Origin of the sequence: Enterovibrio qingdaonensis (genome assembly GCF_028683135.1) — a bacterium.
Taxonomy (GTDB): Bacteria; Pseudomonadota; Gammaproteobacteria; order Enterobacterales; family Vibrionaceae; genus Enterovibrio; species Enterovibrio qingdaonensis.
In genome coordinates this window covers 41,494-58,887 of sequence record NZ_JAJUBB010000008.1, presented here as the reverse complement: position 1 = coordinate 58,887, position 17,394 = coordinate 41,494, and the positions used below count along the sequence as shown (strand labels likewise).

Below are 17,394 nucleotides of genomic sequence, written 5' to 3'. Positions count from 1 at the left end.
ACCTATCTGGGTGCTTTTCTCGCGTGCGGGTCACTGCCCAACAATGTGTCGCCAATTTTCGATATAGAACCAAACAGCCCCTGCGGTCACCGCAAAGATCAGAAATAGCGCAACACGCCAGATCATACGACTACTGCGCGGCTGCAACTCCTTTTCACACTGTTTACACGCACTCAAGAAGCCACGCATATCATCGACTTCGTAGCCGTCTTCATGCACGGCCTTATTTCTGATGGTGGCGACAAACCGCAGTTTCGCGATCACGTCATGAGGTAGCCGCTCTTGGCAGCTGCTCACCAATTCATGTAATCCGCGTCCTTGAGCATGATAGTGCTCTTTGAGAAGCCTCTCCAGACGCCGACTCTGTCTCACTACTTTGCCAATGTCATCCATGCAGACCTCCGTAACGCCTTCAACGTCCCTTATTAAATTATAAAGGCTTACAAAAGAGAAATGTCTTTAATTTTGTTTACATTAGCGTCATTTCTGACGTCGATAAGTGCTTTCGATCACGAATTCGTCGGGGCGAAGGTTTGCCAATTTAATGTCTGAAGTAGTATTGGCTCCGATAGTTTGTGGCCGGAACAAGGAGAACCCCGTGCCTATTTCGCTGTTTTTACTCGTGGTTGCGCTCGCCGTTATCGCTGGTGCATATTTTTTCTTTATTTTCCAAAAACACACGCTGGGCAAAGGTGCCGAAGAGCGTACTGTCGATATTCGAATTCTCGACAAACAATCCGTCGCCATTCCTAACCCAGGTATGCATGAAGACCCAGAGGAATACTGGATTTACGTTGAGCCTGTCGACGGTGGCCCTAAACGCGAGTTTCAAGTCGGCGTGCATTACTATCACGCGCTCCAGCCAGGTGACTGCGGAACCATGAGCTACCGCGGGTCGAATTTCCTTCATTTTGCCAAGTGGCAACGTAGCCAGTAATTACGGCACCAGCCACGCTGTCATGCGCCATTTTGCCAAGCATTTACTCGTCCAATAAGACAGAATAAAGACGGCAAAAGTCACGAGGGGAATCGTCAGCCATGCCCATGGAAGCACGATTCCCAACTCCCTTATCGGCCACAAAAATACGGGATGAATTAAGTAGATACCCAACGAATGCTGCGCAATTTCAGCCACCCTTTTTTGCCCCTTTTCCGAGACCTTTCCTGCCCAATACTGACAAAGTGCAAAAATCATAGCCGCGATGAGCACGGTATTGATGGTCTTGTAAGAAAACCAGCCCGCACTGGTGTATGCACCGGAAGAGACACTTTGTGAGATAGCAGTGTACTCAGTAAAAACCAATGCAATCACCCCCACAAACAACAAGTAGCGAAGCGGTAAGATACCGTTGTGCAGCCCCCACCCCAACATCAAATACCCACCATAGAGCACCAAGTCTTCAACCCAACCGAGTGAGAACCCAAGCAATCTCGCGGCGCATAAAACCAACCAAGACGCCAATAATGTATGAAATAGGCTGTGTTCACCTTGCTGAACGACGGGACGCAGAGCAGGAACAAGCAAATAAAGCGGAATAAAATAGTAAAAAAAACCGAGATGATAGTAGGTTTCTTCAACAGGAAAATGCACCAATCGCTGTACAGTTTCCGTCCAATTTACATTTTGTAACGAAATGCCCGCAAGGATCGCATAAAAAATCGACCATACGACAAACGGAACAAACACTTTCATCACTCGGCGGCGAAGAAAGAGCGACGCAGAAAACGGCCGGGTGTCTGAAAGCAATAATGCACCTGTAATCATAATAAACACAGGAACAGCCCACCGACTGGCACCATTAATGGCGATCGCTGTCACCCAGTCAACGTCAGGAATGCCGCCGGATAGATAGCGATAAGGCCCCAAAACATGAATCGCAATAACAGCCACCGCAGCAATGACACGAAGCATCTCAATATAAAAGATTTTTTTCTGCATACTTCTGCTTAATACCTGCCAAATTTGGGCCCCCTCTTTCAGATAATATCCTTGATGCCAGCCCAACCAAATCGAACACGAAACAAACAATATTTAGCTTCAAATGTTAATCGATCATTAACTTTTACCACTACTTAGAGGCCAATTGCTGGTCACTTGTGTTGCAAAGTATCATTTGATTCGCCTAGCATGCTTACGAAACGAAATGGATACGTTGTAATACATGGAGGAAGTGATGCAATCATCAACTTCGAAATACCAATCTGGCGGGAAGCCGAACAAATCGTTTTTTTCCCGTTTTCTCGATACCGTCGAATTCCTCGGTAACCTGCTCCCGCATCCGGTCACCCTGTTTGCCATGCTTTGTGTGTTTATCTTCTTTGCATCGGGTGTCGCGGGTTACTTTGGCCTGTCTGTTGCCGACCCACGTCCGGAAGGTGCAGCAGGTCGCGCCGCTGACGGCATGATTTACGTCAACAGTCTGCTCAATGCCGAAGGCGTGCAGCTCATTGTTACTAACCTTGTGAAAAACTTCACTGGCTTCGCCCCACTCGGTACTGTACTGGTGGCGATGATGGGTGTGGCCGTTGCTGAGCACTCGGGTCTCTTGTCCGCCACTATGCGTTCAATGGTGATGGGTGCTTCCGCCCGCATGGTAACGCTTACGGTCGTCTTTGCAGGTATCGTCTCGAATACCGCGTCAGAGCTTGGCTATGTGGTGCTTATCCCGCTGGCTGCGATGATTTTCCACTCATTGGGTCGTCATCCTTTGGCAGGTCTTGCTGCCGCCTTTGCGGGCGTGTCAGGCGGTTACTCCGCCAACCTTCTGCTGGGCACCGTCGATCCCTTGCTATCAGGGATCACTGAAACTTCTGCGCAGATGATTGACCCTACCTACACGGTTGGCCCTGAAGCAAACTGGTACTTTATGTTTGCCTCAACCTTCCTGATCACCATCATGGGTGCATGGGTTACGGAGAAAATAGTTGAGCCGAAACTGGGTAAATACGATCAGTCGATGGCAGCCGAAGATTTCGAGGCCAAAGAAGCAGGCCGTGTGACGGCATTGGAAAAACGCGGTATGCGAAATGCAGGTATTGCCGCTCTTGCTGTCGCGGGTGTTCTTGCACTGACTATCGTGCCGGAATGGGGCATCTTGCGTAACCCTGTTACAGGTGAAGTTGCAGGCTCGCCGTTCCTTAAAGGTATCGTTGCCTTCATTCTGGTGTTCTTTGCTATCCCAGGTTTTGTCTACGGTAAAACCGTGGGAACCATGAAGAACGATCGTGATGTGATTGATGCGATGGCGAAATCCATCAGTGCCATGGGTCTATACATTGTTCTGGTGTTCTTCGCAGCGCAATTCGTTGCCCTGTTCAAATGGACGAATTTCGGACAAGTGATTGCTGTAGGCGGCGCGGACTTCCTGCAAAATATCGGCCTGACTGGTCCAATGCTGTTCTTTGCTTTCATCATCATGTGTGGTGTCATCAACCTTACCCTGGGTTCAGCATCTGCACAGTGGGCTGTTACCGCACCGATTTTTGTGCCGATGTTGATGTTGGTAGGTTATGCCCCTGAAACCATTCAGGCTGCATACCGTATTGGTGACTCAGTGACTAACCTTATCACGCCGATGATGAGCTATTTCGGCCTTATCCTTGCGGTTGCCGCACGCTACAAGCGTGACCTCGGAATTGGTACCTTGATAGCGACCATGCTGCCTTATAGCCTGATCTTCTTGGTAGGTTGGAGTGTCTTCTTCTACCTGTGGGTATTCGTCGCAGGCCTCCCTGTGGGCCCGGGTGCAGAAACTTACTTTAACTTCAATCAGTAACAGCGATGATTGAACGTTAACCCCAACAGCCAGCAAATGCTGGCTGTTTTCGTTTACGTTAGACCCACCCAACCTGAATCATCAACTAAACCAAGCTCTCCGCACGACTGTGGTATGCTAAATAAAAAAACCGAGCCGGATTACACATGTCAATTGAACGCCCTTTTTTATTTTCCAGTGAGAATTCGCTGACCTCGACAATGGTCGAGCAGATTTCTCCTTTCTGGGCATCTCGACAGCAGGGCCAATTAATCGGTCATGACGGATTGCGTCTTAACTGGTGCGCATTTACTAAACCTGAGCACACAAAAGCGATTGTGGTCGTCAATGGCCGCATTGAAGCAACGGCAAAATATCAGGAAGTGTTCTTTGATTTATTCCGTCAGGGATATGACGTCTACAGCTACGATCACCGCGGTCAAGGTCAAAGCCACCGTTTGGTTATGGGGTGCGATATCGGTCATGTCGTCGACTTCGAGCACTATGTGGATGATTTAGAGACTTTCATCAACGACGTTGTGTCGCAGAAAACCCACCAGCAGCGCATGATACTGGCCCATTCCATGGGTGGTGCTATCTCTGTGCTTTACGCCGCTCGTAAACCCAATGCGATTGACGCTCTTGCACTCAGTGCTCCTATGCTAGGTATCCATCTGTCACCACTGCTTCAGAAGGTCGCCAAGCCATTGTGTCACCTACTGTCCAAGTGCCAGCACCCAGCTGGTTTCGCTCCGGGTCAGGTGCCTTATTGGGCGAAGCCGTTTAAGCACAACCTGCTCACTCAATCAGAAGCGCGTTATCAGTGGTTTCGTGAGCTGTATGAATCTAACGAGACACTAAAGGTCGGCGGCCCTAGCGCGCAATGGATTTGGCAAAGCCTGACGGCCTGCGAACGCATGATGCAAGCCGCGACACAGATAGAAGTACCCGTGCTGTTGATGCAGGCGGCCCGCGATCAAATTGTGTGTAACAATGCCATGTTCCAGTTCTATCGTGATCGGCAAGCAGCAGGGTTACCTATTCAATTTGATATCATGGCAGATGCCCGCCATGAGCTTTTATTTGAAAAAGATAGCATTCGAAATCAGGCACTTGATAAAGTTGTGACTTTCTTCGGTGCTCATGACTCAGATATTCATCTAGAACAAACTGCGTAACGAACATCATCAAAAAAAGGGAAAAAGCTGACCCGCACTTATTCCCTTTTCTTTCCCCTTTTGTTGGATACACTTAGGGTGGTTCAGACGCGAGTCTGGTCATCTGCTACGTGAAACAACTATAGAAATTCTGCCCCCTACAGAGGTATCCATGTACAAAATCGTTGCGTCCGATCTCGACGGCACCTTATTAACCCCAGAGCACAGCATTGCCCCTTACACCAAAGACGTGCTTCAGCGTCTGCATCAAAAAGGTGAGCATTTTGTGTTTGCAACTGGCCGCCATAACATCGACGTTGCTCATATCCGTAAAAACGTGGGTATTCCAGCTTTTATGATCACCTCAAACGGCGCACGCGTGCACGATGAAAATGACAATTTGATTTTCAGCCGCAACGTCGAGCCCGAAATTCTGGCTGAGCTGATCAACATGGTAAAAGACGACGAAACTATCACCATTCACATTTATCGTGAAAACGACTGGCTGTTGAATCGCGTTGATGAAGATCTGGCAAAATTCCACAAAGAATCAGGCTTCAGCTTCTCCGAATTCGACACTGAAAACCCGCCACTGGAAGACGTCGCGAAAATTTTCTTTATCCGCCACGACCACGATTACCTGGCAGAGTACGAGAAGAAGTTTATCGACACCTTCGGTGACAAAGTCAGCGTCGCGTTCTCTACCCCATTCTGTCTGGAAGTAATGGCCGCTGGCGTATCAAAAGGTGAAGCACTGAAAGCTGTTGCTGAACTGAAAGGCTTTAGCCTAGAAGAGTGTATCGCATTCGGCGATGGCATGAATGACGTTGAAATGCTGAGTGCCGCGAAAAAAGGCCTGATCATGGAAACGGCGCACCCACGCGTGAAAGCGACCTTGCCAAACAATGAAGTGATCGGCAGCCATGCTGACGAAGCTGTTGCTCGCTACTTAGAGAAGCACCTGCTGTAACGCTTCGATTTCGGTTTATGTAAAAACGGCAGCGTTCTCCGCTGCCGTTTTCTATTATATCGTCGAATATTAACGCACTCGCTTTTCCGACATCGCAAGAATTTCATTCCACTGCATTTCTGTAACTGGCATGATGCTAAGACGGCTGCCTTTTTTCACCAGCGGCATATCATCTAGCGCAGGGTTTGCTTTGATGCGCGCCAGCGACACATAGCTCAGGTGTTGCTTGTAGCCCACATCGACCATGATCCAGCGTGGGTTCTCTGGTGAACTTTTCGGGTCAAAGTAGTCACTTTCAGGGTCAAACTGGAAATGATCCGGGTAGGCTTCTTTTACCACCTCGGCAATACCCACAACGCCCACATCCTTGCACGATGAATGGTAGATAAACGCCAGATCGCCGACTTTCATCTCATCACGCATCATGTTTCGTGCCTGATAATTGCGAACACCTTCCCAGCAAGAGACCTTTTGCTGTTTTAAGGTGTCTATAGAAAATGTGTCAGGCTCGGTTTTCAGTAGCCAATACGCCATAATTTCCCCGTTTCAGCGATATCCTGTAAAAGGTTTTAACGCGAACGCCACTGAAAGAGAAGAGGAATCTCATTTGTTTAGTTTGAATCATCGCCTTCCCCAAACGTTGCTTGCCTTGACCCTCGCTACATTACTCTCAGCATGTAGCACTTCACCTTCTGGGCCCGTTGAGTTGGGAAACTCTGACGATTTGTTAGGCGAGAGCAAAGCCACACAACAAGATACCATCACGGCACAACGCTTTATGCTACGCGGTGATATCACCTTGGGACACGAAGTACGCACCATCACCCCATGCGGAAGCAATACCCAGTACTGGTTACAACTTCCTGCGAACCTAAACCAAGAAGGCATGGCGTTGTCTTCAAGCCCTTACAGTGCCATTTATGGCGAAGTGATTGGCGAGTTTGTCCCACCTGCAGTAGATGGCTTTGCCGCCGATTACCCAGCAACCTTCAAAGTCACACAACTTAATCTGATGTCAGCAGAGATCAGCGGTTGCAAGCAAGCACGAGACAAAACCGTTGCGTCAGGCAATGAGCCATTCTGGTCAGTGTCTATGTCAGGCGATACACTTAAATATCAACAAATGGGTGAGCAATCGGAGACTTATCCGTTGACCGCGCGCTCAATCTCGCCTGCCGCACGTGTCTATGATGCTGAAAATGCATCTCTGACGCTCACTCCTGCGCTTTGCAACGACACCATGAGCGACAGCATCTACGGATGGAAATCGACCTTTAGCCAAGACGGAGAAACGCGAAAAGGCTGTGCAACGCTTTCCGCTGATGACCCAACACAGAATTGGGTGGCACAGTACCGTGGCCAAACACGCCTTGGTGACACGACTCTCACCACAACGTTGACGCTGAATGCTGATCATTCGGCGACGACGGTTTACGAGCAAGTTGGTAGCGCACCGCTAACTGAAACCGGTGTGTGGCAGCAAAGCAGTGACAACAAGGTACATGTGATGATGAGCCGCCACCAAGGCCAGTACCTCATCAGCGAGCGTGAGTTTACGCGCCACGGCTTCGTGCTCACTGCAGACAGTGAAATCGTGAATGGCAGCAAGTACAGCCTCGGCCCTGACGGCCTTTCACTGAGCCTGGTGGTTGGCACTGAAAAACATCTGACCTCACCCGGGGCTGAGGTAAAAAGCCGCGCTGACTTCAACCCTAAGGTCAATGCCGCACTGAACGCCTACCTAGGTGACACCATCGATGAAGTGCCTGACACAAAATATCGCTGGCTGACACAAGACCTTAACGGTGATAACAACAAAGAACTGTTAGTACTTACTGACTGGTGCGGCAGCGGCGGTTGTACCGTGCTGATATTCGCTAACCAGAATGGTCACTGGCAGTTCAACAGCCGCATCACACTGGCGCATGTGCCGTTTCAAATGAGCAATGCCACGACCAACGGCTGGCACGATCTTATCTTCCCAGTGGGCGGTGGGGGCGCAAAACCCGCCAGCCATGTATTGCAGTTTAACGGCGTGCGTTATCCGGGCAATCCATCCGTTGCACCAAAAGTCTCAATCCCAGATACTTCTGACACCCAGCTATTCGCCGACGGGCTATACCCTCAGCGAGAAGGGGTGACGTTGAAATAACCCCGTGACATAACCATGTAAATACCGAAAAGGAGAGCCACATTGCGCACCAAACCTGAACCTTGTCCTCAATGTGGCTTTCACTACAACTGTCTCTGCGACCATGCTCCCTCGCTGTCCAGCAATGTGCGTATTGAGCTATTAATGCACGAAACAGAAACCGACCGTGCCACCAACACAGGCCAGCTTCTTGAAAAAGCCCTGCCACAGTGTCGTCGCCATATCTGGCATCGCAAAGCACCGCCGGTGGAATTGCTGACGCTGCTCGCCGACCCCGCCGCCGAGCCTTATCTTGTGTTTCCGGGTGAGACCGCTATTTCGCTGGATACAGCGGTGAGAAGAACCACGTCAAAGCCAGAAGCCAAGCCAATCCACTTCATCATCATTGATGCGACGTGGCAGCAGGCGCGCAAGATGTTGAGAAAGAGCCCATGGCTTGAAGATGTACCAACCGTCTGTCTACCGGATAACCTGACAACAGCCTACCAACTAAGACGTAATCAACCCGACGGCGGATTATGTACCTGTGAAGTTGGCATTTTGCTGCTCGAAGCGATGAAAGAGACGGATAACGCCCTTGCTATGACAAATTACTTCCATCAATTCATGCAAGTGTTTGAGGCCGACAGACAACATCAATCCCTGTCACAGTAAGCATTCTCACTCAGGTCAAGAGCTTGCCTTTCTTCTGGTCTGACCTTATGTTTATTGGTGAATATGTGCATATAGGAAGCGCACCCATGACCGTGGTATCCATGACAGCCAGTGTCCCTCTCGAGCAACAAATAAGCACCTTGGAAACGCAATTCGCCCGCATGTACGAGTTGAGTAACCAGACACCAGATATTGCTTATGACGAGCGCATTGACGATCTGAATAAACTTCAACACGCCTTGAAGAAGCACTACGACGGCATCGTGACCGCCCTTTCGCAGGACTATGGTCATCGAAGTGAAACAGATTCGCTGATGGCAGATATACTGCCATGCTTTCAAACCCTGCATTACACCAAGCGTAAATTGAAGAGGTGGATGAAGCCATCTCGTCGCTCAGCAGGCCTTTTGCTCGCCCCCGCCAAAGTCGACGTACATTATCAGGCATTGGGCGTGGTAGGCATCATCGTACCGTGGAACTTCCCCATCACACTAAGCCTTATCCCGATGATCACCGCTTTGGCAGCTGGTAACCGCGTGATGATAAAAATGAGCGAATTCACACCACTAACAAACCAAGCGGTACGCACCTTGCTCACCGACGCATTGCTAGACGACAAAGTGTGCGTCGTAGACGGTGACGTTGCGGTAGCGACGGCGTTCACCAAGCTGCCGTTTGACCACTTGCTGTTCACGGGCTCCACCGACGTTGGCAAGAAAGTGATGGAAGCTGCGTCTGCCAATCTGACCCCTGTCACGCTAGAACTTGGTGGAAAGTCGCCGGTCATTGTCACTCCTGATGTCGACATGACACTTGCCGCTGAACGCGTGGTGTTTGGCAAGAATCTAAATTCGGGACAAATTTGCGTGGCACCGGACTATGCCTTTGTTCACGAAGATAAACTGGATGAGTTCGTTGAAGCACTTAGGGTGCAATGGCAAAAAGCGTATCCGAAAGGCCTGCAAAGTGACGACCGCACCGCCATCATCAATGACAGACAGTTCTCGCGCCTTACCGACATCATCAAAGAGACCGAGCAACGCGGATTAACCGTTATCCCACTGGCAGACCCAGCGGTACTGCCTACTCAGCGAAAATTGGCTCTGCACTTGGTCGTGAACCCACCCGCAGACAGCAGCATTATGCAGCAGGAAATCTTCGGCCCTCTACTGCCCATCATCACCTATAAAGACGTGCATGATGTCGTTCATACACTTCATCACCAACCTAGGCCGCTGGCATTGTATCTGATGAGCTTTGATAAGACGTTCATTCAGCATGTCATAAGGCACACCCATTCGGGTTCGATTGCAGTGAACGACACCATCATGCAGGTCGCTGTCGACGATGCGCCATTTGGTGGCGTGGGAGCTTCCGGCATGGGGCATTACCACGGCATTGAAGGGTTTCGCACTTTTAGCCATGCAAAAACCGTGTTCCAGCGCGGCAAATTCAACCCTGGAAAACTGTTTGCTCCGCCATACGGAAAGTGGTGGCAAAAAATTGCGCTTAAGCTGTTTTTGAGATAATCACCTCAACAAAAAAACGCTCCCGAAGGAGCGTTTTTACTTACATAGCCGTGATCACACCGTTTTAAATTGCGTGACATTCGTATGCAATTTACTCATCCTTTCGCGAAGGTAGAGGAGTTTTTCTTCAATCTCTTGAGAGCCGCGGGTTGACTCGTTGGAGATCAAAACCAACGCCTCCAGCTCCATTGATACACTCGACACCGTCTGAGCCTGCTGTCGCGCAGATTCAGCAATCAGCACGTTCTGATCTGCCATGCTATTGATATTGCCGCCCAAGATTGCTAACGACCCTTTGGCAGTTTGAACCGATTGCTGCGACTCATAACTGACATCCCGACTTTTTCCCATATTGCTGAATGAGCTTTCGGTATTGATGCGTATCTCATCCAACATATTTCCAATCTCTTGTGTAGATTGCTTACTACGTTGCGCAAGGTTTCTTACCTCATCAGCAACCACCGCAAAGCCTCTTCCCATTTCGCCAGCCCTTGCAGCTTCAATGGCGGCGTTCAATGCTAATAGGTTGGTCTGCTCTGAGATACTGGTGATATTGTCGAGGATCTCTTTTACATTTGCTGTCTGACTTTGAAGTTCTTCCATCTTAGTGAACGTGATATCGATGCTCGAAATCAGAGAGTCCATGGTTTTTGCAGAGCTTTCTCCCGAGATAACAGCTTGAGAAGTTACATCCCGCGCAGTGGATGTCGCCCCTTCGACCTCTTGTGCGTAAGACGCAACTTCTGCACTGCTTTGTGACATTTGGGTCATGGCGGCAGCCAAGGTTTCACAACGTGCCGATGTTTGCTTAGCGGACGCTAAATCATTCCCCGCGATAGTCGTAAGGTATTCAATCGACTTATCCGCTTCAGTGGCGAGTGTACTTGCCTCAACCAATATGCCTTTTAAGCTGCTGACAAACGAATCAACATGCTGCTCAATCTCTCCAATTTCATCTGATGCGCCACGATTTAATCGTCGTGACATATCCTTGCTCGACACCATGGCATCAAGCCGATGGCCAAAATCCGACACACGATTGCGAATGGAATAAATCGTCAACGTAGAAGATACCACCACAAATATCACGACCACGCCCAACCCCAACAGCAGTAACGTACTATTTCGGGCTACCGTTTCAGCTTGTTGCTGCATGTTCATTTGCAACTCACTGAGGTACGCATTTTTATATTGGTTAAGATCAGCGATGCGCTTGGTCGCCAGTGGAAACCATTCTTGCGCACTCGGGCCTGAAACCTTGTTAAGTGTATTTTTTTGTCTGAGGAAGTCCTGCTCAACCGCATTCACGTCAGCCCAAACCGGTGCCTTACCCAGAGCGCGAAACGCAAAGAGCTTGTCACCCTTTAACGATGTTTCTGCTGCAAAACTGGCAAAATTGAACCCATCGATGTAACTCTGAACCCTCGTGTAAACATCCAGAGTGGTACTTCCTCTCGCAAAGACACCATTTAACGCACCACGAGATTGGCCCGCTTTCTCTTTCATTGTGATGATCGCTAGCAACGCATTCAGAGATTCAGTGACTTCGGGGTTTGATGATTGTGACACGATGGCAGAAGCAGCAAGGAGTGCGTGTTGATTTAACGTCGAATAGAAATCAAACGGAGAGTCTTTAGGGCTAAGGCTGTCGACCTGGCCTCGTATTGAGGCCTTTTTTACCAGCGAAACCTTTATCTCCCGTAACGCCTTCTTCCAAAGCTCAGGGTCGATGTATTGCGGTTGAAAACTGGTCAATGTCCTCTGGGCCTGATCTGCATTTAGACGCTGAACATCAAGCTTCTTTTTAATATCAGCATTGCCACCTGACCCCAAAAATCCGGCGGTAAGGCCACGCTCAATAGCAAAGTTATGTGCGATCGCATCAAGGAGACCATACGCGATGGTGGTCTCCTCAGTGCGTAAGCTATTCGTTACTGCATCACGACTGCTCGCGACCTCTCCCCAACCAAGCACCGTGATGACAATAAGTGGCAAGCCAGCCAACACGAGTAACTTGTGGCTTATTTTTGTTTTTCTTAAGAAATCTATCATCACATCACCTCTATTATTCTTCGTCTTAAATGTTAGACGACCACAATAAAAGTGTGTGTTTTAAGGCCAATTATGCGTGTTCTGTCCGGTATAAGATCAACTTAAAAACTGAGTCTTAAGCGTTCTGTCCCGCAACCCAGCCTGAGCTCCACGCCCACTGGAAGTTATAACCGCCAAGCCAACCAGATACATCCATGACTTCACCGACAAAAAACAGACCCGGCACATTCTTAGCTTCCATGGTTTTCGAAGACAGCTCATCGGTGTCCACGCCACCCAAGGTTACTTCCGCCGTGCGATAGCCTTCGGTGCCATTCGGTGCGATGTTCCAGCTATGCAGGTAATCCGCCATTGCCTGAATGTCTTTCGGGTTCAGTTGCTTGAGCGGTTTGTCCTGCATATCGCCACGTTCTATCATGGCTTCTACCAAGCGTTTCGGCAGCAGACGCGCCAAGCTGTTTTTAACGCTTTGTAGCGGATGTTTATCGCGCATCGCGTTCAGCGTCTCGACGACATCCAAATCCGGCAACAAATTCACCGAAACTTTCTGGCCCGGCTTCCAGTAAGAGCTGATTTGCAGTACCACTGGCCCTGACAAGCCACGGTGGGTAAACAGTAAATTTTCTTTAAACAACACGCCGCTTTCAGTGGTAATGGTCACTGGGAATGCAATGCCTGATAAATCCGCAAACGCTGCCTTGTCTTTGTCGTGCAAAGTAAAAGGTACCAGACCCGCCGTCGTTGGGATTCGGGCAAGACCAAACTGCTCGGCAACTTGATAACCAAACGGTGTCGCACCCAGTTTTGGCATCGAAAGACCGCCAGTCGCGACCACCAGCGATTGACACGCCACCGTGTCGGTATCCAGTTTTAACGTAAAACCATCATCCGTTTTTTCAATGTCGTGAACATCACAGCGGTAACGCTGCTCAACGTTCGGCAGATCGCACTCTTTTAGCAGCATGTCGACGATATCTTTCGCCGAATCGATGCAGAATAGTTGCCCATGCTCACGCTCTTCCCATGCAATGCCGTACTCATTGACCATGGAAAAGAAATCCCATTGGCTGTATTGCGCCAGTGCAGATTTGGCAAAATGCGGATTACGACAAACGTAGTTCGCCGCCGTCACGTCGTAGTTAGTGAAGTTGCAACGGCCACCACCAGAGATCAGAATTTTACGTCCCGGCTTTTTACCATTGTCGACCACCAGCACAGAACGACCGCGCTTGCCCGCTTGGGCTGCGCACATCAGGCCTGCTGCACCTGCACCAATGATCACTACGTCAACTTGCTTCATCTTTCTAACTCACGACATCGAAAACGGGCGGCATTGTAGCCGCCCGACGGGTTTTGAACCAGCATGAAACCTGTTTAGTTTTTATTCTGTGAAAATTCCGCTTCTGCATTCATGGGGATCGCAGCCTCAATCGCATCATCACGTTCAAACGCAATAGTGCGGGTTGGGAAGGCAAAATCCGCACCGTGTGCATGCACGATATCGACAATTTTCAACATCACGTCCTGCTTTACATCGTGGTACCTCGACCAATTCACGGTTTTGGTGAAGGTATAAATGAAAAAGTTAAGCGACGAACCCGCAAAGGCATCGAAGTTAACCATCAGCGTCGCACTGTGTTCAATATCTGGGTGTTTCTCCAGCATGGTTTTCACATCGGCGACAATACCCGCTATCTTGTCCGCATCTTTATAACGAAGCCCTATCGTCTCGTTTATACGGCGGTGCTGCATCCGCGATGGGTTTTGTACGACGATGCTACTAAACACTGAGTTCGGTACATAAAGCGGCCGACTTTCGAAGGTACGGATCATGGTCATGCGCATGCCGATACGCTCTACGGTGCCTTCAATGTTTCTGTCTGGCGAGCTTATCCAATCACCCACTTTGAACGGGCGGTCAAAATAAATCATCAAGCCGCCGAAGAAGTTTGAAAGCAAATCTTTGGCCGCCAGACCAACAATCAAACCACCTACGCCACCAAAGGTAAGCAAACCTGTCAGGCTAATACCAAATTCTTGCAGCGCGGTCAGCACACCTATGACCGCCAACATTAGGCGCATAATGTGTCCCATCGCTGCAACCGTGGTTTGATCGCGTTTATCTGACTTCATCAGGTAGGCTTCAATGCCATTGACTAAACGAAGCATCGCCCACAGTGCGACCGCAAATACCAATACGCGACGAGACACGACAAACCAGTCAGTCGTAACTTTAGTCACAGCCTCCACCAAGCTGTCGATTGCGTAACTTGAGGGCCATAACCAGATCAAAACACTGATTGGTGAACTCACGGCGGTCAGCAGAATGGTGTCCCACTCCGTTCTTGTTGTCTGGGCAACATTGAGTAGCTTTGTAATGACAACCCGCCACACCACCCAAGCGACGGCCGCAGCACCAAGCAATAAGCCAATATGCTCAATCCAGTTCCAATTCAGATCCGGTGAACTGCTATGCCACCAAGCGAGAAACTTGTCCACGTACTCCCCTTAATTTTGATTTTGTTTTTCTGGGTCGAGAGTAACAAAAAAAACGCTGACCAAAGCCAGCGTTTATGAAAAATAGGATTGTCTACAAAGTCTGTCACTGTAAGGTGACGCTTCCATCACACGGAATTAGAGTCCTGCAAATGCCACAAAAAAGAGGGATACCACCAAGGCAATGACCAAGGCGATTGAAAGAATGAAAAGGTGGCGGACCTTATTACATTTCGCAATAAAGGCTTCATCGTGATGATGCATGTACTCTTGGCTACGTATGTAATGAAACAAACGTTTTTGCCGACTGATATCACCTTGCGGTGAAAAGAAATTGTTACTGCCGCGATTGACCTGCTGGTACAGAAGAGGGTTCGCCTCCCGCATCATACAAAGCAATGCTCTCAGTGAACTCATATAGCGCATGATATTCACCAGCATGACAAAAAATATCGCAATTATTAATGCGTCTCCGCTCATGGTCTCTTCTCCCATAGTTACCGATGGGGAACCCAGCGATGAGTGAACGTTAGTGTCATCTCTTTCTGGGCCGTCCATTACAGAAGTTGATGCCGCTTTGGCGTTAAATCACCAAACCTTTATCTCTCAATAACAGGGTGCTTCCATCACCCTAACCAATTACCGTATATCTCGATGCCCCTAAGACGTTTTATCTTCTTAGCTTGTGCACTTAACAACGAGGGCTCTCCACTAGCTTACTCCGCAACTGCAAAGAAAATGTGTGCCAATTCACCAACTTTCTCAGTAATGAATTGCATACGCCGCCCAGAGTAAAAAAGTGCACTGACAGCAAAAGCATTGTCACTCCCTTCCGATGGCAAGAAAGGTTGCCAATTGAGAAGTGCTATACGTTAAGTATAGAAATGATGAAGAAAGTGCCAAGTCAATCTGTCTGTTCATTTCTCGTTCTATGCGAATTCCACCCAGAAGATCTTCCCTTTCTTATCAATCCACTAGGCTCGGCCGCTACATTACATTAACATTATTGGCTGCAATATTTAACCCCAAAATCAGGTTCTCGAAGTGCACGTCAGCAGTGAGATCTGCTCGACAGTCTTAATACAAAGACAATGCTACTTTTTGTAAATCTTTCTCGGTATCTTTGTCTAATCCATTCCGAGCAATTTAGGGAGTTTGGTCATGGGCTATAAACACATACTTGTCGCGGTCGATTTGTCTGCGGACAGTGAAAAACTGATTCAAAAAGGGGCCGCGTTAGCTGGTCCTTTAGGGGCAAAGCTCTCTCTTATTCATATTGATGTGAACTATGCGCAACTCTACACAGGCCTTATCGATATCAATATGGTCGAGACGAGAAACCAAATCGTCGAAGAAGCACAGGGACAGCTGAACAAACTGGCTAAATTAAGCAATATCCCAGTCACTCATACTTTGGTTGCTAGTGGCGATCTTGCCGACGAAATCACCGAGTCCATTGGTCATTTTGGTATCGATCTAGTGATATGCGGACATCATCAAGATTTTTGGAGCACGCTGATTTCTTCCGCTAAGCAACTTATCAACAAAACCCCTGTTGATATGCTGATGGTTCCCCTGCCAAGCTGATCGCAGGATTTTTGTAAGCTCCTCCGTCCAGAGAGACGATAGCGACACGTTGCCGCCAAATGCAGTAAACTTGGCGGCAATTTTGTGTTTTTTAGAGATTCAAGATGGGCTATCTTTCGTTCGTCACCTTTCTTTGGGCATTCTCGTTCAGCTTGATCGGTGTTTACCTTGCTGGGCAGGTCGATTCCTGGTTTTCTGTTGTCACCCGCGTTGCATTAGCTGGCATCGTTTTCTTACCGTTTCTGCGTTTAAAAGGCATCCCGCGACCATTGATGGCGAAACTCATGGCCATCGGCGGTATTCAGCTCGGATTGATGTACTGCTTTTACTACCAATCTTTCCTGTATCTTTCCGTTCCTGAAGTCCTGCTATTTACTGTGTTCACGCCCGTATATGTCACCCTGACTTATGACTTAATGCATCGCCGTTTTTCGCCTTGGTATCTTATGACCGCGGCCCTTGCCGTGCTCGGTGCTGTCGTGATCAAGTTTGCGTCGGTAAACCCAAACTTTATGCTGGGCTTTTTAATTGTTCAGGGCGCAAACCTATGCTTTGCAATCGGACAAGTCAGCTACAAGGTGGTGATGGAAAAAGCGGATAAGTCGATACCTCAGCACACGATTTTCGGCTTGTTTTACCTCGGTGCCTTATGTGTCGCACTTCCTGCCTTTCTCTTGTTGGGCAACCCTGACAAGCTGCCAACCACCAACCTGCAATGGGGCATCTTGATCTACTTAGGCACCATCGCGTCCGGTGTGGGCTACTTCCTTTGGAACAAAGGCGCGACATTGGTGAATGCAGGTGCGCTTGCGGTAATGAATAATGTACTGGTGCCCGCGGGGATTGTCGTGAACGTACTTATCTGGAACCGTAACGCCGATCTGGTCACGCTCGCTATTGGCGGTGCGGTGATTTTGGCCTCACTTTGGGTCAACGAAACCTGGGTAAAAAAGAAAATCGAGGCACAAACAGCAAACGTCTGATTGCCTAATTGCATAGATAAAAAAACACCGCCTGCGGGCGGTGTTTTTGTTTATCGTCA

General features: G+C 48.9%; 16 protein-coding genes. 9 read left to right on the top strand and 7 right to left on the bottom strand.

Features of this window, described 5'->3' with window-relative positions:
• Positions 1-30: 30 nt before the first annotated feature.
• Positions 31-393 carry a DUF4145 domain-containing protein gene (locus tag LRP49_RS12520; RefSeq protein WP_274142558.1) on the bottom strand — a complete coding sequence of 121 codons (363 nt, stop codon included), beginning with the start codon at positions 391-393 and terminating at the stop codon, positions 31-33.
• A 205-nt stretch (positions 394-598) separates the two neighbouring features.
• On the opposite strand from LRP49_RS12520, the gene LRP49_RS12515 reads away from it, so the two are divergent.
• A complete protein-coding gene (locus LRP49_RS12515) occupies positions 599-937 on the top strand; it encodes a DUF2500 domain-containing protein (protein WP_274142557.1) in 339 nt (112 codons plus the stop codon).
• On the opposite strand, the gene LRP49_RS12510 is transcribed toward LRP49_RS12515, so the two are convergent.
• Positions 938-1,939, bottom strand: coding sequence for an acyltransferase (locus LRP49_RS12510; RefSeq protein ID WP_274142555.1), 1,002 nt, complete (start codon positions 1,937-1,939; stop codon positions 938-940). It lies immediately after the preceding gene.
• 235 nt (positions 1,940-2,174) lie between these two features.
• Here LRP49_RS12510 and LRP49_RS12505 point away from each other — a divergent pair, with 235 nt between their 5' ends.
• The 3 genes from LRP49_RS12505 to LRP49_RS12495 all read left to right on the top strand — a co-directional run bounded on the left by LRP49_RS12505 (position 2,175) and on the right by LRP49_RS12495 (position 5,882).
• Positions 2,175-3,776, top strand: a complete 1,602-nt coding sequence (locus LRP49_RS12505; RefSeq protein WP_274142554.1) for an AbgT family transporter — start codon at positions 2,175-2,177, stop codon at positions 3,774-3,776.
• A 146-nt stretch (positions 3,777-3,922) separates the two neighbouring features.
• Positions 3,923-4,933 carry an alpha/beta fold hydrolase gene (locus tag LRP49_RS12500; protein WP_274142553.1) on the top strand — a complete coding sequence of 337 codons (1,011 nt, stop codon included), beginning with the start codon at positions 3,923-3,925 and terminating at the stop codon, positions 4,931-4,933.
• Positions 4,934-5,084: 151 nt separating this feature from the next.
• Complete coding sequence (locus LRP49_RS12495) at positions 5,085-5,882, top strand: Cof-type HAD-IIB family hydrolase (protein ID WP_274142552.1); 798 nt, start codon at positions 5,085-5,087, stop codon at positions 5,880-5,882.
• Positions 5,883-5,951: 69 nt separating this feature from the next.
• Here LRP49_RS12495 and LRP49_RS12490 read toward each other — a convergent pair whose 3' ends face one another.
• Complete coding sequence (locus LRP49_RS12490) at positions 5,952-6,416, bottom strand: EVE domain-containing protein (RefSeq protein WP_274142550.1); 465 nt, start codon at positions 6,414-6,416, stop codon at positions 5,952-5,954.
• Positions 6,417-6,489: 73 nt separating this feature from the next.
• Between LRP49_RS12490 and LRP49_RS12485 the strand changes: the two genes are divergently transcribed.
• The 3 genes from LRP49_RS12485 to LRP49_RS12475 all read left to right on the top strand — a co-directional run bounded on the left by LRP49_RS12485 (position 6,490) and on the right by LRP49_RS12475 (position 10,217).
• A complete protein-coding gene (locus tag LRP49_RS12485; protein WP_274142549.1) occupies positions 6,490-8,034 on the top strand; it encodes a COG3650 family protein in 1,545 nt (514 codons plus the stop codon).
• Positions 8,035-8,076: 42 nt separating this feature from the next.
• A complete protein-coding gene (locus LRP49_RS12480) occupies positions 8,077-8,688 on the top strand; it encodes a tRNA-uridine aminocarboxypropyltransferase (protein WP_274142547.1) in 612 nt (203 codons plus the stop codon).
• An 86-nt stretch (positions 8,689-8,774) separates the two neighbouring features.
• Positions 8,775-10,217, top strand: a complete 1,443-nt coding sequence (locus tag LRP49_RS12475) for a coniferyl aldehyde dehydrogenase (protein ID WP_274142545.1) — start codon at positions 8,775-8,777, stop codon at positions 10,215-10,217.
• 54 nt (positions 10,218-10,271) lie between these two features.
• Here the strand turns inward: LRP49_RS12475 and LRP49_RS12470 are convergent, their stop codons facing one another.
• From LRP49_RS12470 to uspB, 4 genes are all read right to left on the bottom strand, one after another.
• Positions 10,272-12,269 (bottom strand): methyl-accepting chemotaxis protein, encoded by a 1,998-nt coding sequence (locus LRP49_RS12470; protein ID WP_274142543.1) that lies wholly within the window; start codon positions 12,267-12,269, stop codon positions 10,272-10,274.
• A gap of 115 nt (positions 12,270-12,384) precedes the next feature.
• Entirely contained in the window at positions 12,385-13,569 is a 1,185-nt protein-coding gene (locus LRP49_RS12465) for a BaiN/RdsA family NAD(P)/FAD-dependent oxidoreductase (protein WP_274142542.1), read from the bottom strand.
• A gap of 74 nt (positions 13,570-13,643) precedes the next feature.
• Positions 13,644-14,768 (bottom strand): mechanosensitive ion channel family protein, encoded by a 1,125-nt coding sequence (locus LRP49_RS12460; protein ID WP_274142540.1) that lies wholly within the window; start codon positions 14,766-14,768, stop codon positions 13,644-13,646.
• 135 nt (positions 14,769-14,903) lie between these two features.
• The gene (gene uspB / locus LRP49_RS12455; RefSeq protein ID WP_274142539.1) at positions 14,904-15,245 is read right to left on the bottom strand and encodes a universal stress protein UspB; all 342 of its coding nucleotides are present in this window, start codon (positions 15,243-15,245) and stop codon (positions 14,904-14,906) included.
• A gap of 681 nt (positions 15,246-15,926) precedes the next feature.
• Between uspB and LRP49_RS12450 the strand changes: the two genes are divergently transcribed.
• Complete coding sequence (locus LRP49_RS12450) at positions 15,927-16,352, top strand: universal stress protein (protein ID WP_274142538.1); 426 nt, start codon at positions 15,927-15,929, stop codon at positions 16,350-16,352.
• Positions 16,353-16,456: 104 nt separating this feature from the next.
• The gene (locus tag LRP49_RS12445; RefSeq protein ID WP_274142537.1) at positions 16,457-17,335 is read left to right on the top strand and encodes a carboxylate/amino acid/amine transporter; all 879 of its coding nucleotides are present in this window, start codon (positions 16,457-16,459) and stop codon (positions 17,333-17,335) included.
• The last annotated feature ends 59 nt before the right edge of the window (positions 17,336-17,394 follow it).